The organism is Lysobacter sp. M15, assembly GCF_022662515.1.
GTDB lineage: Bacteria > Pseudomonadota > Gammaproteobacteria > Xanthomonadales > Xanthomonadaceae > JAKPBU01.
Map to the genome: position 1 here is coordinate 15,946 of NZ_JAKPBV010000014.1, position 14,894 is coordinate 30,839.

General features: G+C 66.9%; 16 protein-coding genes and 5 tRNA genes. 6 read left to right on the plus strand and 15 right to left on the minus strand.

Annotated features, from left to right (window positions below; translation table 11 throughout):
- Nucleotides 1-2: 2 nt before the first annotated feature.
- The 15 genes from nusG to MC380_RS14235 all read right to left on the minus strand — a co-directional run bounded on the left by nusG (nt 3) and on the right by MC380_RS14235 (nt 9,961).
- Nucleotides 3-596 carry a transcription termination/antitermination protein NusG gene (nusG, locus tag MC380_RS14165; protein ID WP_242102999.1) on the minus strand — a complete coding sequence of 198 codons (594 nt, stop codon included), beginning with the start codon at nt 594-596 and terminating at the stop codon, nt 3-5.
- 9 nt (nt 597-605) lie between these two features.
- Nucleotides 606-989 carry a preprotein translocase subunit SecE gene (gene secE, locus MC380_RS14170; protein ID WP_242102998.1) on the minus strand — a complete coding sequence of 128 codons (384 nt, stop codon included), beginning with the start codon at nt 987-989 and terminating at the stop codon, nt 606-608.
- An 87-nt stretch (nt 990-1,076) separates the two neighbouring features.
- Nucleotides 1,077-1,152 (minus strand) — tRNA-Trp (locus tag MC380_RS14175).
- A gap of 111 nt (nt 1,153-1,263) precedes the next feature.
- A complete protein-coding gene (gene tuf, locus MC380_RS14180; RefSeq protein WP_242102997.1) occupies nt 1,264-2,454 on the minus strand; it encodes an elongation factor Tu in 1,191 nt (396 codons plus the stop codon).
- Between the two features lie 95 nt (nt 2,455-2,549).
- Nucleotides 2,550-2,625, minus strand: a tRNA-Thr gene (locus MC380_RS14185).
- A gap of 49 nt (nt 2,626-2,674) precedes the next feature.
- Nucleotides 2,675-2,748: transfer RNA gene (locus tag MC380_RS14190), tRNA-Gly, on the minus strand.
- Nucleotides 2,749-2,777: 29 nt separating this feature from the next.
- A tRNA-Tyr gene (locus tag MC380_RS14195) sits at nt 2,778-2,863 on the minus strand.
- A gap of 99 nt (nt 2,864-2,962) precedes the next feature.
- On the minus strand, nt 2,963-4,054 hold the full coding sequence (gene ychF, locus MC380_RS14200; RefSeq protein WP_242165530.1) for a redox-regulated ATPase YchF: 1,092 nt from the start codon (nt 4,052-4,054) through the stop codon (nt 2,963-2,965).
- 94 nt (nt 4,055-4,148) lie between these two features.
- Entirely contained in the window at nt 4,149-4,730 is a 582-nt protein-coding gene (gene pth, locus MC380_RS14205) for an aminoacyl-tRNA hydrolase (protein WP_242165917.1), read from the minus strand.
- Nucleotides 4,731-4,778: 48 nt separating this feature from the next.
- Nucleotides 4,779-5,477 (minus strand): 50S ribosomal protein L25/general stress protein Ctc, encoded by a 699-nt coding sequence (locus tag MC380_RS14210; protein WP_242165532.1) that lies wholly within the window; start codon nt 5,475-5,477, stop codon nt 4,779-4,781.
- A gap of 81 nt (nt 5,478-5,558) precedes the next feature.
- Nucleotides 5,559-6,518 carry a ribose-phosphate diphosphokinase gene (locus tag MC380_RS14215; RefSeq protein ID WP_242104733.1) on the minus strand — a complete coding sequence of 320 codons (960 nt, stop codon included), beginning with the start codon at nt 6,516-6,518 and terminating at the stop codon, nt 5,559-5,561.
- A 125-nt stretch (nt 6,519-6,643) separates the two neighbouring features.
- A tRNA-Gln gene (locus MC380_RS14220) sits at nt 6,644-6,719 on the minus strand.
- Nucleotides 6,698-7,633, minus strand: a complete 936-nt coding sequence (gene ispE, locus MC380_RS14225; protein ID WP_242165534.1) for a 4-(cytidine 5'-diphospho)-2-C-methyl-D-erythritol kinase — start codon at nt 7,631-7,633, stop codon at nt 6,698-6,700. Before ispE ends, MC380_RS14220 begins: the two co-directional genes overlap by 22 nt.
- A 25-nt stretch (nt 7,634-7,658) precedes the next feature.
- Nucleotides 7,659-8,279 carry a lipoprotein insertase outer membrane protein LolB gene (lolB, locus tag MC380_RS14230; RefSeq protein ID WP_242165536.1) on the minus strand — a complete coding sequence of 207 codons (621 nt, stop codon included), beginning with the start codon at nt 8,277-8,279 and terminating at the stop codon, nt 7,659-7,661.
- The gene (locus tag MC380_RS14235) at nt 8,276-9,961 is read right to left on the minus strand and encodes a tetratricopeptide repeat protein (RefSeq protein ID WP_242104730.1); all 1,686 of its coding nucleotides are present in this window, start codon (nt 9,959-9,961) and stop codon (nt 8,276-8,278) included. The genes lolB and MC380_RS14235 overlap by 4 nt, the downstream gene beginning before the upstream one ends.
- 100 nt (nt 9,962-10,061) lie before the next feature.
- Here MC380_RS14235 and hemA point away from each other — a divergent pair, with 100 nt between their 5' ends.
- The 6 genes from hemA (at nt 10,062) to ppk2 (ending at nt 14,868) form a co-directional block, all read left to right on the plus strand.
- Nucleotides 10,062-11,360 (plus strand): glutamyl-tRNA reductase, encoded by a 1,299-nt coding sequence (gene hemA, locus MC380_RS14240; RefSeq protein ID WP_242165538.1) that lies wholly within the window; start codon nt 10,062-10,064, stop codon nt 11,358-11,360.
- Between the two features lie 54 nt (nt 11,361-11,414).
- The gene (gene prfA / locus MC380_RS14245) at nt 11,415-12,500 is read left to right on the plus strand and encodes a peptide chain release factor 1 (protein WP_242104728.1); all 1,086 of its coding nucleotides are present in this window, start codon (nt 11,415-11,417) and stop codon (nt 12,498-12,500) included.
- A 156-nt stretch (nt 12,501-12,656) separates the two neighbouring features.
- A complete protein-coding gene (locus tag MC380_RS14250; protein ID WP_242165539.1) occupies nt 12,657-13,109 on the plus strand; it encodes a GNAT family N-acetyltransferase in 453 nt (150 codons plus the stop codon).
- Between the two features lie 57 nt (nt 13,110-13,166).
- Nucleotides 13,167-13,688 (plus strand): molybdenum cofactor biosynthesis protein B, encoded by a 522-nt coding sequence (gene moaB, locus MC380_RS14255; protein ID WP_242104726.1) that lies wholly within the window; start codon nt 13,167-13,169, stop codon nt 13,686-13,688.
- Nucleotides 13,688-14,014 (plus strand): helix-turn-helix domain-containing protein, encoded by a 327-nt coding sequence (locus MC380_RS14260; protein WP_242104725.1) that lies wholly within the window; start codon nt 13,688-13,690, stop codon nt 14,012-14,014. The genes moaB and MC380_RS14260 overlap by 1 nt, the downstream gene beginning before the upstream one ends.
- 77 nt (nt 14,015-14,091) lie before the next feature.
- Nucleotides 14,092-14,868, plus strand: coding sequence for a polyphosphate kinase 2 (gene ppk2, locus MC380_RS14265; RefSeq protein WP_242165541.1), 777 nt, complete (start codon nt 14,092-14,094; stop codon nt 14,866-14,868).
- Nucleotides 14,869-14,894: the final 26 nt, after the last annotated feature.

Below are 14,894 nucleotides of genomic sequence, written 5' to 3' on the forward strand. Positions count from 1 at the left end.
GGTCAGGCCTTCTCGACCTGGCCGAATTCCAGTTCCACGGGCGTGGAGCGCCCGAAGATCAGCACCGCCACCCGCAGGCGGCTCTTTTCGTAATTGACTTCCTCGACCACGCCGTTGAAGTCGTTGAACGGGCCGTCGGTGACGCGCACCATCTGGCCCGGCTCGAACAGGACCTTGGGACGCGGCTTCTCCACGCCCTCCTGCACGCGCTGCAGGATCGCGTCGGCCTCGTCGTCGCGGATCGGCAACGGCTTGTCGGCGGTGCCGCCGATGAAGCCCATCACCTTCGGCGTTTCCTTGACCAGGTGCCAGCTCTCGCTGTCCATCCGCGGAATGCCGGCTTCCTCGTGCGTGGCGATCTGCACCAGCACGTAGCCGGGGAAGAACTTGCGCTCGGAACGGCGCTTCTGGCCGGAGCGCATCTCCACCACTTCCTCGGTCGGCACCATCACGTCGCCGAAGCGGTCCTGCATGCCGGTGCGCGCGATCCGGTCGCGCAGCGCCTGCGCTACCGACTTCTCGAAGCCCGAGTAGGCATGCACCACGTACCAGCGCTTGCCGGCATTGGAATTGCTTTCGTTCGTCTGCGTTTCCATATCCGTCCGTTACTGCCCCAGCAGGAATTTGACCGCCCACTGGATGATCACGTCGAACAGCGCCAGGATCAGGCTGATGATGATCACCACCGCGATCACGACCCAGGTCGTGCGCAACGCTTCCTGGCGCGTCGGCCAGACCACCTTGCGCAGCTCAAAACGCGATTCGCCGAGGAATTCGCGCGTCTGCGCGCCCTTGGCGGTAGTCAGGAACACCACCGCGCCCAGCACCAGGCCGCCAAAGACGGCCAGCACGCGCACCGGCGTGGGCCACTGGTTGGCGAACCAGTAGAAGGCGAACACGCCTGCCCCCACCAGCAACAGCGCCAACGCATACTTCGCGATGTCGCCGCCGGACGCGCCGTGCTTGGTTTGTACGACCTTGGAATTCACGTCGTTAAAGAACCCAGATTGAAACTGCTTGTCCGTGGAAAGTCCGCATATGGAAACTGCGGGCGGTTGCGGCGAGACCCGCAGGATTGGCACGCCAGGAGGGACTCGAACCCCCAACCTGCGGTTTTGGAGACCGCTGCTCTGCCAATTGAGCTACTGGCGTGTATCCGGAACCTCGGGCCTCAAAGTCGGTGTTTCCTCAAGACGGCGAAGGCGGACCGCCAGGCGGCCCGCCGTTCGCGCTCGATGCAGCGGCGTTTCCGCCGCCGCAGGCTTACTTCAGGATCTTGGCCACCACGCCGGCGCCGACCGTGCGGCCGCCCTCGCGGATCGCAAAGCGCAGACCCTCGTCCATCGCCACCGGGTTGATCAGCGAGACCTTCATCTTCACGTTGTCGCCCGGCATCACCATCTCGGTGCCTTCCGGCAGCTCCACCGCACCGGTGATGTCCGTGGTCCGGAAGTAGAACTGCGGACGGTAGCCCTTGAAGAACGGCGTGTGACGGCCACCCTCATCCTTGCTCAGTACGTACACCTCGGCCTCGAAGTCCGTGTGCGGCGAGATCGAACCGGGCTTGCACAGCACCTGGCCGCGCTCCACGTCGTCGCGCTTGGTGCCGCGCAGCAGCAGGCCGGCGTTGTCGCCCGCCTGGCCCTGGTCGAGCAGCTTGCGGAACATCTCCACGCCCGTCACCACGGTCTTCTGGGTCGGACGGATGCCCACGATCTCGATCTCGTCGCCCACCTTCACGATCCCGCGCTCGATCCGCCCGGTCACCACCGTGCCGCGGCCGGAAATCGAGAACACGTCCTCCACCGGCATCAGGAACGCCTTGTCGATGTCGCGCTCGGGCTGCGGGATATAGCTGTCCAGCGCTTCCACCAGCTGCAGGATCGAGGGCACACCGATCTCCGACTGGTCGCCTTCCAGCGCCTTGAGCGCCGAGCCCTTCACGATCGGGGTGTCGTCGCCCGGGAACTCGTACTTGGACAGCAGCTCGCGCACTTCCATCTCCACCAGCTCCAGCAGCTCGGCGTCGTCCACCATGTCCGCCTTGTTCAGGTAGACCACGATGTACGGCACGCCCACCTGCCGCGCCAGCAGGATGTGCTCGCGCGTCTGCGGCATCGGGCCGTCCGCGGCCGAGCACACCAGGATCGCACCGTCCATCTGCGCCGCACCGGTGATCATGTTCTTCACGTAGTCCGCGTGGCCCGGGCAGTCCACGTGCGCGTAGTGGCGGTTCGGGCTCTCGTACTCCACGTGCGCCGTCGAAATCGTGATCCCGCGCGCCTTCTCTTCCGGCGCCGCGTCGATCTGGTCGTACGCCTTGAACTCGCCACCAAAACGCTCCGCGCCGATCTTCGTCAGCGCCGCCGTCAGCGTCGTCTTGCCGTGATCCACGTGTCCAATCGTGCCCACGTTCACGTGGGGCTTGGTGCGCTCGAATTTACCCTTGGCCATGACTGTCTATCTCGCTGACGTTGTGTGGTGGTGTGCTGGTTTTTCTGGTGGAAAGTCCGATCTCGAGGACCGGACCCTGCGGTATGACCGCCTGTTGGTGCTCACGAATGGAATCGAACCATCGACCTCCTCCTTACCAAGGAGGTGCTCTACCGACTGAGCTACGTGAGCGTTGAAACTGGTTGTGACGACCGGATAATTCAACTGCCGGACAATTCAATGGAGCGGGAGACGGGAATCGAACCCGCACTAGTAGCTTGGAAGGCTACAGTTCTACCATTGAACTACTCCCGCACCGTGACGCTTGTGGATGGGGCTGGAACTGGTGGAGGGAGGTGGATTCGAACCACCGAAGGCGTAAGCCAGCAGATTTACAGTCTGCCCCCGTTGGCCGCTTGGGTATCCCTCCGAAGTCTCCGGGCCACGCATCCCGTAAATCCCTGAAACAGCCCGCGATTTTGACGGGGGAGCGGATTTCTGTCAACGCTCGATCCAGCCTTGGCCCAATTCAGACGTTGAACCGGAAGTGCAGGACATCGCCCTCCTGGACCCGGTATTCCTTGCCCTCCAGGCGCAGACGCCCGGCTTCCCGGGCCCCGGCTTCGCCCTTGTAGCGGATGTAATCGTCGTAGCCGATGGTTTCGGCGCGGATGAACCCCTTCTCGAAGTCGGTATGGATCACGGCGGCGGCCTGGGGCGCTGTGGACCCGGCTTTCACGGTCCAGGCGCGCACCTCCTTCTCCCCGGCGGTGAAATAGGTCTGCAGCCCGAGCAGCCGGTAAGCGGCCCGGATGACGCGGTTCAGGCCCGGCTCGTCCAGACCCAGGTCCCTGAGGAACTCGTCGCGGTCGGCGTCTTCTAGCTGGCTCAGCTCCTCCTCGATCGCGGCCGAGACGGGTACCACCTCGGCCCCTTCGCCCGCAGCCCGCTCCCGGACCGCGTCCAGGTGCGGGTTGCCGGTGAACCCGTCCTCCAGCACGTTGGCCACGTACATGACCGGCTTCAGGGTCAGCAGGAACAGGTCGCGGACCGCCGCACGGTCCTCGTCCGACAGGCCCAGCGCCCGGGCCGGCCTGCCGCTGTCCAGGCCGGCGCGGATCCGGGCCAGGATCTCGACCCGGGTCTTGGCGTCCTTGTCGCCGGTCTTGGCCGACCGCTCGGCCCGCTGCAGGGCCTTTTCGACCGATTCCAGGTCGGCCAGGGCCAGTTCGGTATCGATCGTTTCGATGTCGGCGATCGGATCGACCTTGTTGTTGACGTGGATCACGTCGTCGTTTTCGAAGCAGCGGACCACGTGGCAGATCGCATCGACCTCGCGGATATGGGCCAGGAACTTGTTGCCCAGGCCTTCACCGCTGGCCGCGCCAGCCACCAGCCCGGCGATGTCGACGAACTCGACTGCGGTGGGAATGACCTTCAGCGGCCGGGCGATGCCGGCCAGCGCGTTCAGGCGCGGATCCGGCACCGGCACCACGCCCACGTTGGGTTCGATGGTGCAGAACGGGAAATTGGCCGCGGCGATGCCCGCCTTGGTCAGCGCGTTGAACAGGGTCGACTTGCCGACATTGGGCAGGCCGACGATGCCGCATTGGATACCCATTGCTTGAATTCCGGGATTCGTGATTCGGGATTCGGGATTCGTGAAAGCCAGGCCGCGCTTCGCCGACGAATCCCGAATCCCCAATCCCCAATCCCTACTCCCTGGGGGTGTGCAGCCGCGTCATCGCATCCATGAAGTTGCCCTGCACCGCCAGCGGCAACACGTCCAGCGCGTCGGCGATGGCGCGCTCGATCAGCGCATCGTCCGCGAGCGACGCCCGCCCCAGCACCCACGGCGTGACCCGGTCCTTGTGCCCCGGATGGCCGATACCGATGCGCAGACGGTGGAAGCGCCCATGCCCGAGCAGCCGCATCGTGTCGCGAAGACCGTTCTGGCCGCCATGGCCGCCGTCGAACTTGAGCCGGGCCACGCCCGGAGGCAGGTCCAGCTCGTCGTGCGCCAGCAGCGCCTGCTCGGGCTCGATCTTCCAGTAACGCAGCGCCGCCGCTACTGATTTGCCGCTGAGGTTCATGAAGGTCGCCGGCTTGAGCAGCCACAGGTCGCGGCCGGCGAAGTCGATCTTCGTGGTCTCGCCGAACAGCTTGCTGTCCAGCCCGAACCGCCCGCCGGCCTTGTCCGCGAGCGCGTCGATAAAACGGAACCCGGCGTTGTGCCGGGTCCGTGCGTGTTCGGGGCCCGGATTGCCCAGCCCGACGATGAGACGCAAACCTTCCATCGCTGCGATGCACATCGGCGCGCCCGCGAAGGCGCGCCGACGCACGGCTTACTTCTTCTCTTCGCCCTCGCCGGCAGCACCGGCTTCGCCGCCATCGCCTTCGGCCTGTTCGCCTTCGGCGGCTTCGGCAGCTTCCTCGCCCTCGGCCGCCACTTCTTCCTCGACCTCTTCCTTCACGAAACGCGCCACGGCCACAGCCGGATTGTGCTCGTCGTCGATCTTGAGGGTGGGGGTGACGCCTTCGGGGAACTTGACGTCGGACAGGTGCACGGTATCGCCGACCGCGATGTTGCCCAGATCGATCTCGATGAATTCCGGCAGGTCCTTCGGCAGGCAGGTCACTTCGACTTCGTTCATCTCGCTGGTGACCGCAACGTCGACGGTCTTGCCGGCCGGAGAGGTCTCGATGTTGATGAAGTGCAGCGGCACGCTGACGCGGATCGCCTCATTGGCGTTCACCCGCTGGAAGTCCAGATGCATGATCACCTGCCGGTACGGATGGCGCTGCATGTCGCGCAGCAGGACCTGCTGCGGCGTGCCGTCGACATCGAGGGTGATGATCGACGAGTAGAACCAGTCGTTCTGGCTGGCCAGCCAGGTCTTCTCGTGCTCGAGCTGGATGCTCTGCGGCTTGGCGTCGCCGCCATAGACGATGGCCGGGATCTGTGCCGCATGACGCAGGCGGCGGCTCGCACCCTTCCCCTCGTCCTTGCGGCCAGAGGCCGATAGCTTGTGTTCGGTTGCCATTTGCGTTTACTCACTTCGTTGCGATGAAGCCGCATCGCTGCGGCGTGTCGACTCCCCCGCGACCAGGAGAGCCTTGTTGGGTCAGTCCACGTAAAGCGAACTGACCGATTCCCCGAAGGCGATCCGACGGATCGTCTCGGCAAGCAGTTCGGCGACGCTGAGCTGGCGGATGCGTCCGCAGGCCCTTGCGGCGTCCGACAACGGGATCGTGTCGGTCACCACCAGCTCGTCGAGCTGCGAATTGTTCAGGTTGTCGATTGCCGCACCCGACAGCACCGGGTGCGTGCAGTATGCGACCACCTTGGTCGCGCCCTCGCCCTTCAGCGCCGCCGCGGCGGCGCACAGGGTGCCGGCGGTGTCGACGATGTCGTCGACCAGCACGCAGATCTTGCCGCGCACGTCGCCGATGATGTTCATCACCGTGGCGACGTTCGCCTTCGGCCGGCGCTTGTCGATGATGGCCAGGTCGGCATCGTCGAGGCGCTTGGCGATGGCCCGGGCGCGGACCACGCCGCCCACGTCGGGAGACACCACGATCAGATCGTCGGTCCCGTAGGCACGCCAGATGTCGGCGAGCAGCAGCGGCGAGGCGTACACGTTGTCGACCGGAATATCGAAGAAGCCCTGGATCTGGTCGGCATGCAGGTCGATGGTCAGCACCCGGTCCACATGCACCACGCTGAACATCGAGGCCGCCACTTTGGCCGTGATCGGCATCCGCGCCGAGCGCGGACGCCGGTCCTGACGGGCGTAGCCGAAGTACGGCACCACCGCGGTGACCTTGCCGGCCGAAGCGCGCTTGAGCGCGTCCACCAGCGCCAGCAATTCCACCAGGTGCTCTGCGGCCGGCGCGCAGGTTGGCTGGATCACGAACACGTCCTGGCCGCGGACGTTCTCGTCGATCTCGATCTGCACCTCGCCGTCGGAGAACTTCCCGACCACCGCCTTGCCCAGCCCGATCCCGAGCTCCTCGCACACCGCCTTGGCGAGTGGGCGATTCGCATTACCGGAAAAGACCAGCAGCTCCCGATCGTCCTGCATGTCTTGCTCCGCTCGCTCTGACCGTTGCGGGAAAAAACCATGATCCGGGACTGGCGACCGGTGATTCGCAAACGCGGATGCTGCCGCTTCAGGAATCACCAATACCGAATCACGAATCGCGTCTGTGGCAGGGGCGGAAGGATTCGAACCTACGCATGCCGGGATCAAAACCCGGTGCCTTAACCACTTGGCGACGCCCCTGCAGGAACCCGCGTTTCGAGCGCATCCAGCAGCGGCGACCGCTCCGCACCACGCGCCAGCCAGGCGTTGAGCCCGGGCGGCAGCGATGCCAGCGCGACTTCGGCCAACTCGCGGCTAGCGAATTCGACGAAGACGCCGCTTCCGGTGCCGGTCAGGCGCGGCCGGCTAACCGACCCGCCGACCCTGGACAGCGCGGAGAACACGGCCTCGACGGCCGGTTCCCGACGGCGCAGCACAGGTTCGAACGCGTTGCCGAGGACGGCACCTTGTCCGAATGCATCCGAAACGAAGTCGGATATTGTCGCGGGCGGGGAATCGCGCGTCAATTCAGGTGTCTGGAACAGGTCCGCAGTGGAGGCATGCACGCCCGGGGCCACCAACAGGTACCAGGCCGGGGGCAGATCGAGCGGAACCAGCCGCTCGCCGACCCCTTCGGCCCAGGCGTTGCAGCCCTGCACGAAGACCGGGACGTCCGCCCCCAGGGTCAGGCCCAGGCCGCAAAGCTGTTCCCGATCGACGGGAGAACTCCACAAGGCGTTGAGGCCGACCAGGACGCTGGCCGCATCCGAAGACCCACCGCCGAAACCGGCGCCTGCCGGGATGCGCTTTTCAATCCAGATATCTGCACCTAGTGTGCAGTTAGCTGCGTTTTGCAGGCTTTTGGCGGCTCGAACAGCCAGATCAGCGGCTTCGGCAACGCCTGCTGGCGCATCCCCATGCCGGACGATGCGACCGTCGCTTCGAACGCGGAGACGGATCGTGTCGCCCCAGTCCAGCATCCGGAACACCGTCTGCAGCTCGTGATAGCCATCGACACGCCGGCCCACGATCCGCAGGAACAGGTTCAGCTTGGCGGGGGCTGGCCAGGAGGTCCAGCCTGCCTGACGCCGGGCCTCCGACACCGGAGCGCTCACGGCCGTAGGCGATACGCGGCAGCGCTCATTGCCATTGGTCCACGATCAGCCGGACCTTGGCTTGCGCGCGTACCGCATGCAGCCGATGCGGGAGTTCGATGGCAGTACCCGTGACCGGCCGCCAGTCGCTGTAATCGATCTGCCAGCCGCCTTGGATCAGTTGAGAAAGGCGGCCATCTGCGCCGAACTGCTGCTCAACTACACCGAACCTGCCTTCATCGGCGCGTCCGCCCCGTACCCAGCTGGCCAGCGCTTCGACCGGGATCTCCCAGCGCGTCGCATCGCGCAGCAAGGCGGCGGCATCGCTGCCTTCGCGTGGGCCGCCTTCCAGACCCTCCAGCCGCGCGCGGTCCGGCGTGCCGCTGAGCCGCCAGCTCTGGCGGGTGACCGGCGCGCTCAATGCCACTTGGTAGACCGGCCCGTCCTGGATCCACTCGATCCGGCCGCTGCCGCCATCGCGCCCGTTCGCCAGAGCGATCCTGCCGGCCAGCGACCAGGATGGCAGGCCTGCCAGGGCAGCCTCGCGCTGCTGCTGGTGCTGCTGTGGATCGCCAGCGATGGCGGGCAGCATCGTTCGCGGTGCCGGGGTGGCGCAGGCGGCGAGCAGGGCCGCACACGCGACGGTGGCGAGAAACCGCAGGCTCATGCGCCGGTTTTCTCCAACGCACGCTTGAGCGACCGGTTTTCGTTGTCCGGATCGAGCTTGCGCGCTTCCTCGAAGAATTGCCGGGCCTCGTCCTTCTGGCCCTCGAACCACAGCACCTCGCCGATGTGCGCGGCGATTTCCGGGTCCTTCTGCAGCGAGAACGCCCGCCGCAGTTCGACCAGCGCCTCACGGTTGCGCCCCAGGCGATACAGTACCCAGCCGTAGCTGTCGATGATCGCGGCGTTGTCGGGTTCGGCCACGCGCGCGCGATCGATCAGCTCCAGCGCCTCCTTGTAGCGCGTAGTGCGGTCGGCCAGGGTATAGCCGAGCGCATTGAGCGCAGCGATATTCTCCGGCTCGGCCACCAGGATCTTGCGCAGGTCCGCTTCGGCCCGCGCGATGTCGTCGCGACGCTCCCAGCTCAGCGCGCGCGAGTACAGCAGGCCGCCTTCGTCCGGAAACGCCGCCAGGCCGCGGGCGAACGCATCGAGCTCGTCCGGCGAGCGCGGATCGTCCTTGGCATGCAGCTCGGCTTCGAGCAGGTAGGCGTCACGACGGGTGCCCTCGTCCGCCGCGGCATCGGCCTGGATTTCGCGCAATTCGGCGAAGGCTTCCTTTGCCCGCCCCAGTTCGTGCAGCACGCCAGTGGCGCGCAGCCGCGCCTGCCAGCGCGCCTCGCCGCCTGGCACGGTCCGGTACCAGGCCAGGGCTTCGTCGTAGCGCTTGAGGAATTCGGCGATCTGGCCGAGCAGCAGCCGGCGGTTGGGGTCGGGTTCGGCGGAGGTGGCTTTCAGTTCGTCGTAAAGACGCCCGAGCGCTGCGTCGTCCTTGGCCTTGGCCAGCAGCGAGGCGCGCAGGCCGTAGCTCTGATCGGTCTGGGGCCCGCGCGAAAGCGCATCGGCGGCGGCCACCGTGTCGCCGAGCGCGTCGTATTCGGCGGCGATCGCGGTGCGCAGCTCCGGAAGCATCAGGGCCGCATCGGCTGCGTCGGCCAGCGCCTTGCGCGCCTCGGCGGGCTTGCCCGCCTCGCGCAGCTGACTGGCACGCAACAGGGCCACGCGCGGTTCGCCGGGGAAGCGCTCGACCACTTCGGCCACGATGCGTTCGGCCAGTGTCGCCTGCTGCAGCTGCAGGGCGAGCCCGCCGAAGGCAAGCCAGGCCTGCAACTGCTGCGGGAGGGCATCGGCCTCCACCAGTTCGCCCAGGATCTTGGCCGAGAGCTTTGGATCCTTGCCGCTGTTGCCCAGCGCGTTCAAGGCATAGCGCCAGGCGCTGCGATCCTGGTCCGCCAGCAGCGCCTGTAGCTGGCGCCGCGCAGTGCGGGCGTCCTTGCGGCGCAGCGACAAGGTCGCGTCGGCGCCGCGCATGGCCAGGGAATCGGGTGCGCGCTTGCGCCACAGTCCCAGCGCCTCGGCCGCACGCTTGTCCTGGTTGGCGAGCAGGGCGATACGGGTGGCGCGTTCGGCCAGCCCGGCATCGTCCGCGGATTCACGCGCGGCCTTGAGGTACCAGTCGCTGGCTTCGTCCAGGCGCCCGGCCTGGAGTGCGTATTCGCCAGCCATGGTGGCGGCAAGCGTGTCGTCAGGAGGTGGCTTGCGCGCACTGGCGGCCTGCGCATGCGACGCGCTCAGCACGGCGCAGAGCATCAGGCATTGCAGGGGGCGCAGAAGGTTGGCGGGCATGGAGGGCGTATGGGCCGTAAAATGGCGGCGTTCGCATCGCAGCTTAGCTCAAGCCTCCTAAACACAAAGCAGCACCCCGCATCGCCAGCCAGACGCCAGCGTGAGCCAGCTCCTCGTCCTCGGGATCAACCACGAAACCGCGCCGGTCGCCGTGCGCGAGCGGGTGGCCTTCGCCCAGGAAGCGCTGCCGCAGGCACTGATCGCACTCAAAGCCTTGCCGCAGGTGCAGGAGGTCGCGCTGCTGTCCACCTGCAATCGCACCGAACTCTACGCGGTGGCTGGAGACGGGGGCGAAGTCCTGGGCGAATGGCTGGCCACCCACCCCGGCGACGCCGCCGGCCTGCACGCCTACCTGTACCGGCACGCCGACGGCGACGCGGCCCGGCACCTGTTCCGGGTAGCGAGCGGCCTGGATTCACTGGTGCTGGGCGAACCGCAGATCCTGGGACAGGTGAAACAGGCCTGGATCGCGGCACGTGCTGCCGGCACCTTGGGCAGCCGGCTGGACCGGCTGTTCCAACACGCCTTCACCACGGCCAAACGCACCCGCACCGAAACCCGCATCGGCGCCAGCCCGGTCTCGGTGGCGTCCACGGCCGTACGCCTGCTGCAGGAATCCTTCGCCCGACCCAGCGAAGCCACCGTGCTGCTGATCGGCGCCGGCGAAACCATCGAGCTCGCCGCGCGGCACCTGGTACAGGCCAAGGTGGCGCGCCTGCTGGTCACCAACCGGACGCTCGCGCACGCGCAGGAACTGGCCAGCCGGCACGGTGGCTACGCGCTGCCGCTCGACGAGCTGGATCGCCACCTGGCCGAAGCCGACGTGGTGATCAGCGCAACCGCCAGCCGCGATCCGGTGATCGCACGCGCCCATGTGGAAGCGGCCCTGCACACGCGCAAGCACCGGCCGATGCTGCTGATCGACCTGGCGGTGCCGCGCGACATCGCCGCGGATGTCACCGAGCTACGCGACGCCTATCTGTACACCGTCGACGATCTGCAGCGCGCGGTCGAGGACAACCGCCGCACCCGGCGCGAAGCCGCCGAGGAAGCCGAAGCGATCATCGAACTGCAGGTGGCACGCTATGCCGGCCAGGCAGCCGCGCGTGCCCGCACCGCACCACTCAAGCAACTGCGCAGCCACGGCGAGGTGGCGCGCGCCGAATCGCTCGCCAAGGCGCGCCAGCAGCTCGCTGCAGGTGTCTCGCCGGAACAGGCGCTGGAATTTCTGGCCCATACATTGACCAACCGTCTGTTGCATGCGCCGACGGTGGCGCTGCGCGAAGCCGCATTGACCGGCGATGCCGAACTCGCGCGCGCTGCCGAGCGGATGTTTCCAGCGATGGATATCGGGAATGCGGAACCGGGAATCGAGGGAGCTGCCGATCGCGAGCGTTAGCGACCTCGCACGCTGCTCACCGCGATTCACGCTTTTCCCCATTTCCGGATTCCCATGCTCCCCACCCTGCGCCGCAAACTCGAAGCCCTGGCCGAGCGCCGCGACGAGCTGGAACGGCTGCTCGCCGATCCCGCCACGATCGCGGACAACGACCGCTTCCGCGCGCTTTCGCGCGAATTTTCCCAGCTCGAGCCGGTCGCCCGCGCGCTCGCCGCCGAAATGCAGGCCAAGCAGGACCTGGCCGCAGCCGAGGCCATGCGCGACGATCCGGAACTGACGGAACTGGCGGAAGAGGAAATCACCGCCGCCATCGCGCGCCTGGCCGAACTGGAAGGCGAACTCATGGCGCAGCTCGTCCCCCGGGACGCGCGCGACGAGGGCGGCCTGTATCTGGAGGTGCGCGCCGGCACCGGCGGCGACGAAGCCGCGATCTTCGCCGGCGATCTGTTGCGCATGTATACGCGCTATGCCGAACGCCAGGGCTGGAAGGTCGAGGTGGAATCGGCCAATCCGGGCGAGCACGGCGGCTACAAGGAAGCGGTCGCGCGCATCGAGGGTCGCGGCGCGTATTCGCGGCTCAAGTTCGAATCCGGCACCCACCGCGTGCAGCGCGTGCCCGAGACCGAATCGCAGGGCCGCATCCACACCTCGGCCGCGACCGTGGCGATCATCCCCGAGGAAACCGGCGAGATCGACATCCAGATCAACCCGGCCGACCTGAGAGTCGACACTTTCCGTTCCTCCGGCGCGGGTGGCCAGCACGTCAACAAGACTGACTCGGCGATCCGGATCACCCACCTGCCCAGCGGGGTTGTCGTCGAATCGCAGACCGAGCGCAGCCAGCACGCCAACCGCGACAAGGCCATGAAGCGGCTCAAGGCGATGCTGGTGGAAGCCGAAACCGAACGGCGCGCCGCCGCGCAGGCCGCAGTGCGCAAGCTGCAGGTCGGCAGCGGTGACCGCAGCCAGCGGATCCGCACCTACAACTATCCGCAGGGCCGGATCACCGATCATCGCGTCGAAGGCCTGACCCTGTACGACCTGCCCAACGTGCTGGAGGGCGATCTGGACGCACTGGTCGAACGCCTGGCACGCGAACACCAGGCCGACGAACTGGCCCGCCTGACCGAAGGCGGTTGAATGCCTGTAGGAGCGGCGTAAGCCGCGAGCTTTCCACCCCCGAAGCTTGAAGGACGCTGCGAAAAGAGCCCGCGACTGGCGTCGCTCCTGCATTCGAGCGAGGCCGGGTGTCCATCGCGGCTTCCGTCTCGCGTGCTTCCGTTCTAGGCTTGCACCATGCCTGCCATCACCACACGACGCGCCACCCTCGCCGATCTCGAAGCGATCGTGCCCCTGTTCGATGCCTACCGCGGGTTCTACGGCCAGGCCAGCGATCCGGCCCGCGCGCGCGACTGGTTGCGCGAACGGATGCAGCGCGACGAGTCGGTGGTGCTGGTCGCGGAGCGCGAAGGTGCGGTCGTCGCGTTCACCCAGCTGTATCCGATGTATTCCTCGGTACGCACCGCGCGCACCTGGATCCTCAACGACCTGTTCGTTGCCGAGTCCGCGCGCCGCAGCGGTGCCGCGCGCGCGCTGCTCGACGCCGCGGCGGAATTCGCGCGCGAACAGGGTGCCGGCGGGATCTCCCTGGAAACCACCCGCGACAATGCACCCGCGCGCGCCCTCTACCGCAAGGCGGGCTGGAGCGAGGATGCGACCCAGTGGTATTCGCACACATTCGGCGGCTGATGCTGCGGCAGGCTCGATGGGCGTGCGGCTGGTCAAAACCCACCCTACACTGCACCCATGAGCGCCTCCCGCGATTTCATTCCGCTGTCCCTGTGCGTGCTGACGGTCTCCGACACACGCGATGCGTCCACCGATAGCTCCGGCGACTATCTGGTGGAGGCTCTGCAGGCCGACGGACATCGTCTTGCACAGCGCGCCCTGCTGCCCGACGACAAGTACCGCCTGCGGGCGGTCGTGGCCGGATGGATCGCCGACGAGGCGATCGATGGCGTCCTGGTGACCGGTGGCACTGGTTTCACCGGCCGCGATTCCACGCCAGAAGCCCTGCTGCCGCTGCTGGACAAACAGATGCCGGGCTTCGGCGAGCTGTTCCGCGCCATCTCCTTCGACGAGATCGGTACCTCGTCCCTGCAGTCGCGTGCCTTCGCCGGGCTGGCCAACGCCACCTTCGTATTCGCGCTACCCGGCTCGACCTCGGCGTGCCGCACAGCGTGGGAGCAGATCATCCGCGCGCAGCTCGATGCGCGCACGACGCCCTGCAACCTGGCCACGCTCAAGCCGCGACTGAGGGAATCCTGATGCCCATCGACCAGACCCTGCGATTGCTGGCGAAGGCCCGCGGCCTTTCGGTGACCGATATCGCCACCGCGATCCCGCGTGCCGGCGTGGCCACGGTGAGCGCGTGGATGCGCGGCGAAAAGCTGCCCGGCAGGGACCAACTCGATGCGCTGGCGCGCACGTTCGGCGTGCCCGCCGGAGCACTGCTTTCGGAACTGGCAAGCACCCTGGACCCGGCGCGGACCAAGGGCGAGCACGAATTGCTTGCCGCCTACCGCGCGTTGCATACAAAACAGCAAGGGGCGCTGCTGGAAGTGGCGCGCAGCATGGCGAAGGCCAGGTCCTGAACCTTCGCGGGAATCGCTGCGAAGGCGGCACGCCTCTCCCCGACGCCCGATGACCCATTGAGATCCGCGCCACGCCGATGAAAGCACTCAAGCGCAAGGATTACGAGGCCCTGCTCGAGCCGATGCAGGAGGAACTGGTGGCTATGGCGCGCTGGCTGCAGCGCAGCGGAAGGCGCCTGGTGGTGCTGTTCGAAGGCCGCGACACCGCCGGCAAGGGCGGCACGATCGATGCGATCCGCCGGCACCTCAATCCGCGCCAATGCAAGGTCGTCGCCCTGGCCAAACCAAGCGAGAGGGAAGCATCGCAATGGTACTTCCAGCGCTATGCCGCGCACCTGCCCGCGGCAGGCGAGATCGCCCTGTTCGACCGCAGCTGGTACAACCGCGCCGGCGTGGAGCAGGTCATGGGCTTCGCCACCCCCGCGCAGGTCAAGGCGTTCCTGCAGGACGCGCCCCTGTTCGAGAAGATGCTGGTGGACGACGGCGTGCTGCTGTTCAAGTACTGGCTGTGCTGCGATCAGGCGCGCCAGGAGGAGCGGTTCGCCGAGCGTCTCGAAGACCCGCTCAAGCGCTGGAAGCTTTCGCCGGTCGACCTGGAAGCGCGCAAGAAGTACCGCGACTACACCCGGGCGCGCGAAGCCATGCTTAAGGCCACCCATACCGCGCACGCGCCGTGGACGCTGGTGAACTTCGACGACCAGAAACGCGGACGCCTGACCCTGATCCGCGACCTGCTCGACCGGCTGCCGGATACCAGGGTGTCCGAACCTGATCTGGAGTTCACCCCGCTCGCCGGAAAACCGGCGAGGGAACGCTACGGCGTGATCGAACCGATCCCGGTCTTCAAAGGGTAGGGCTTCAAGCGGGCCCGCTCGCCCTC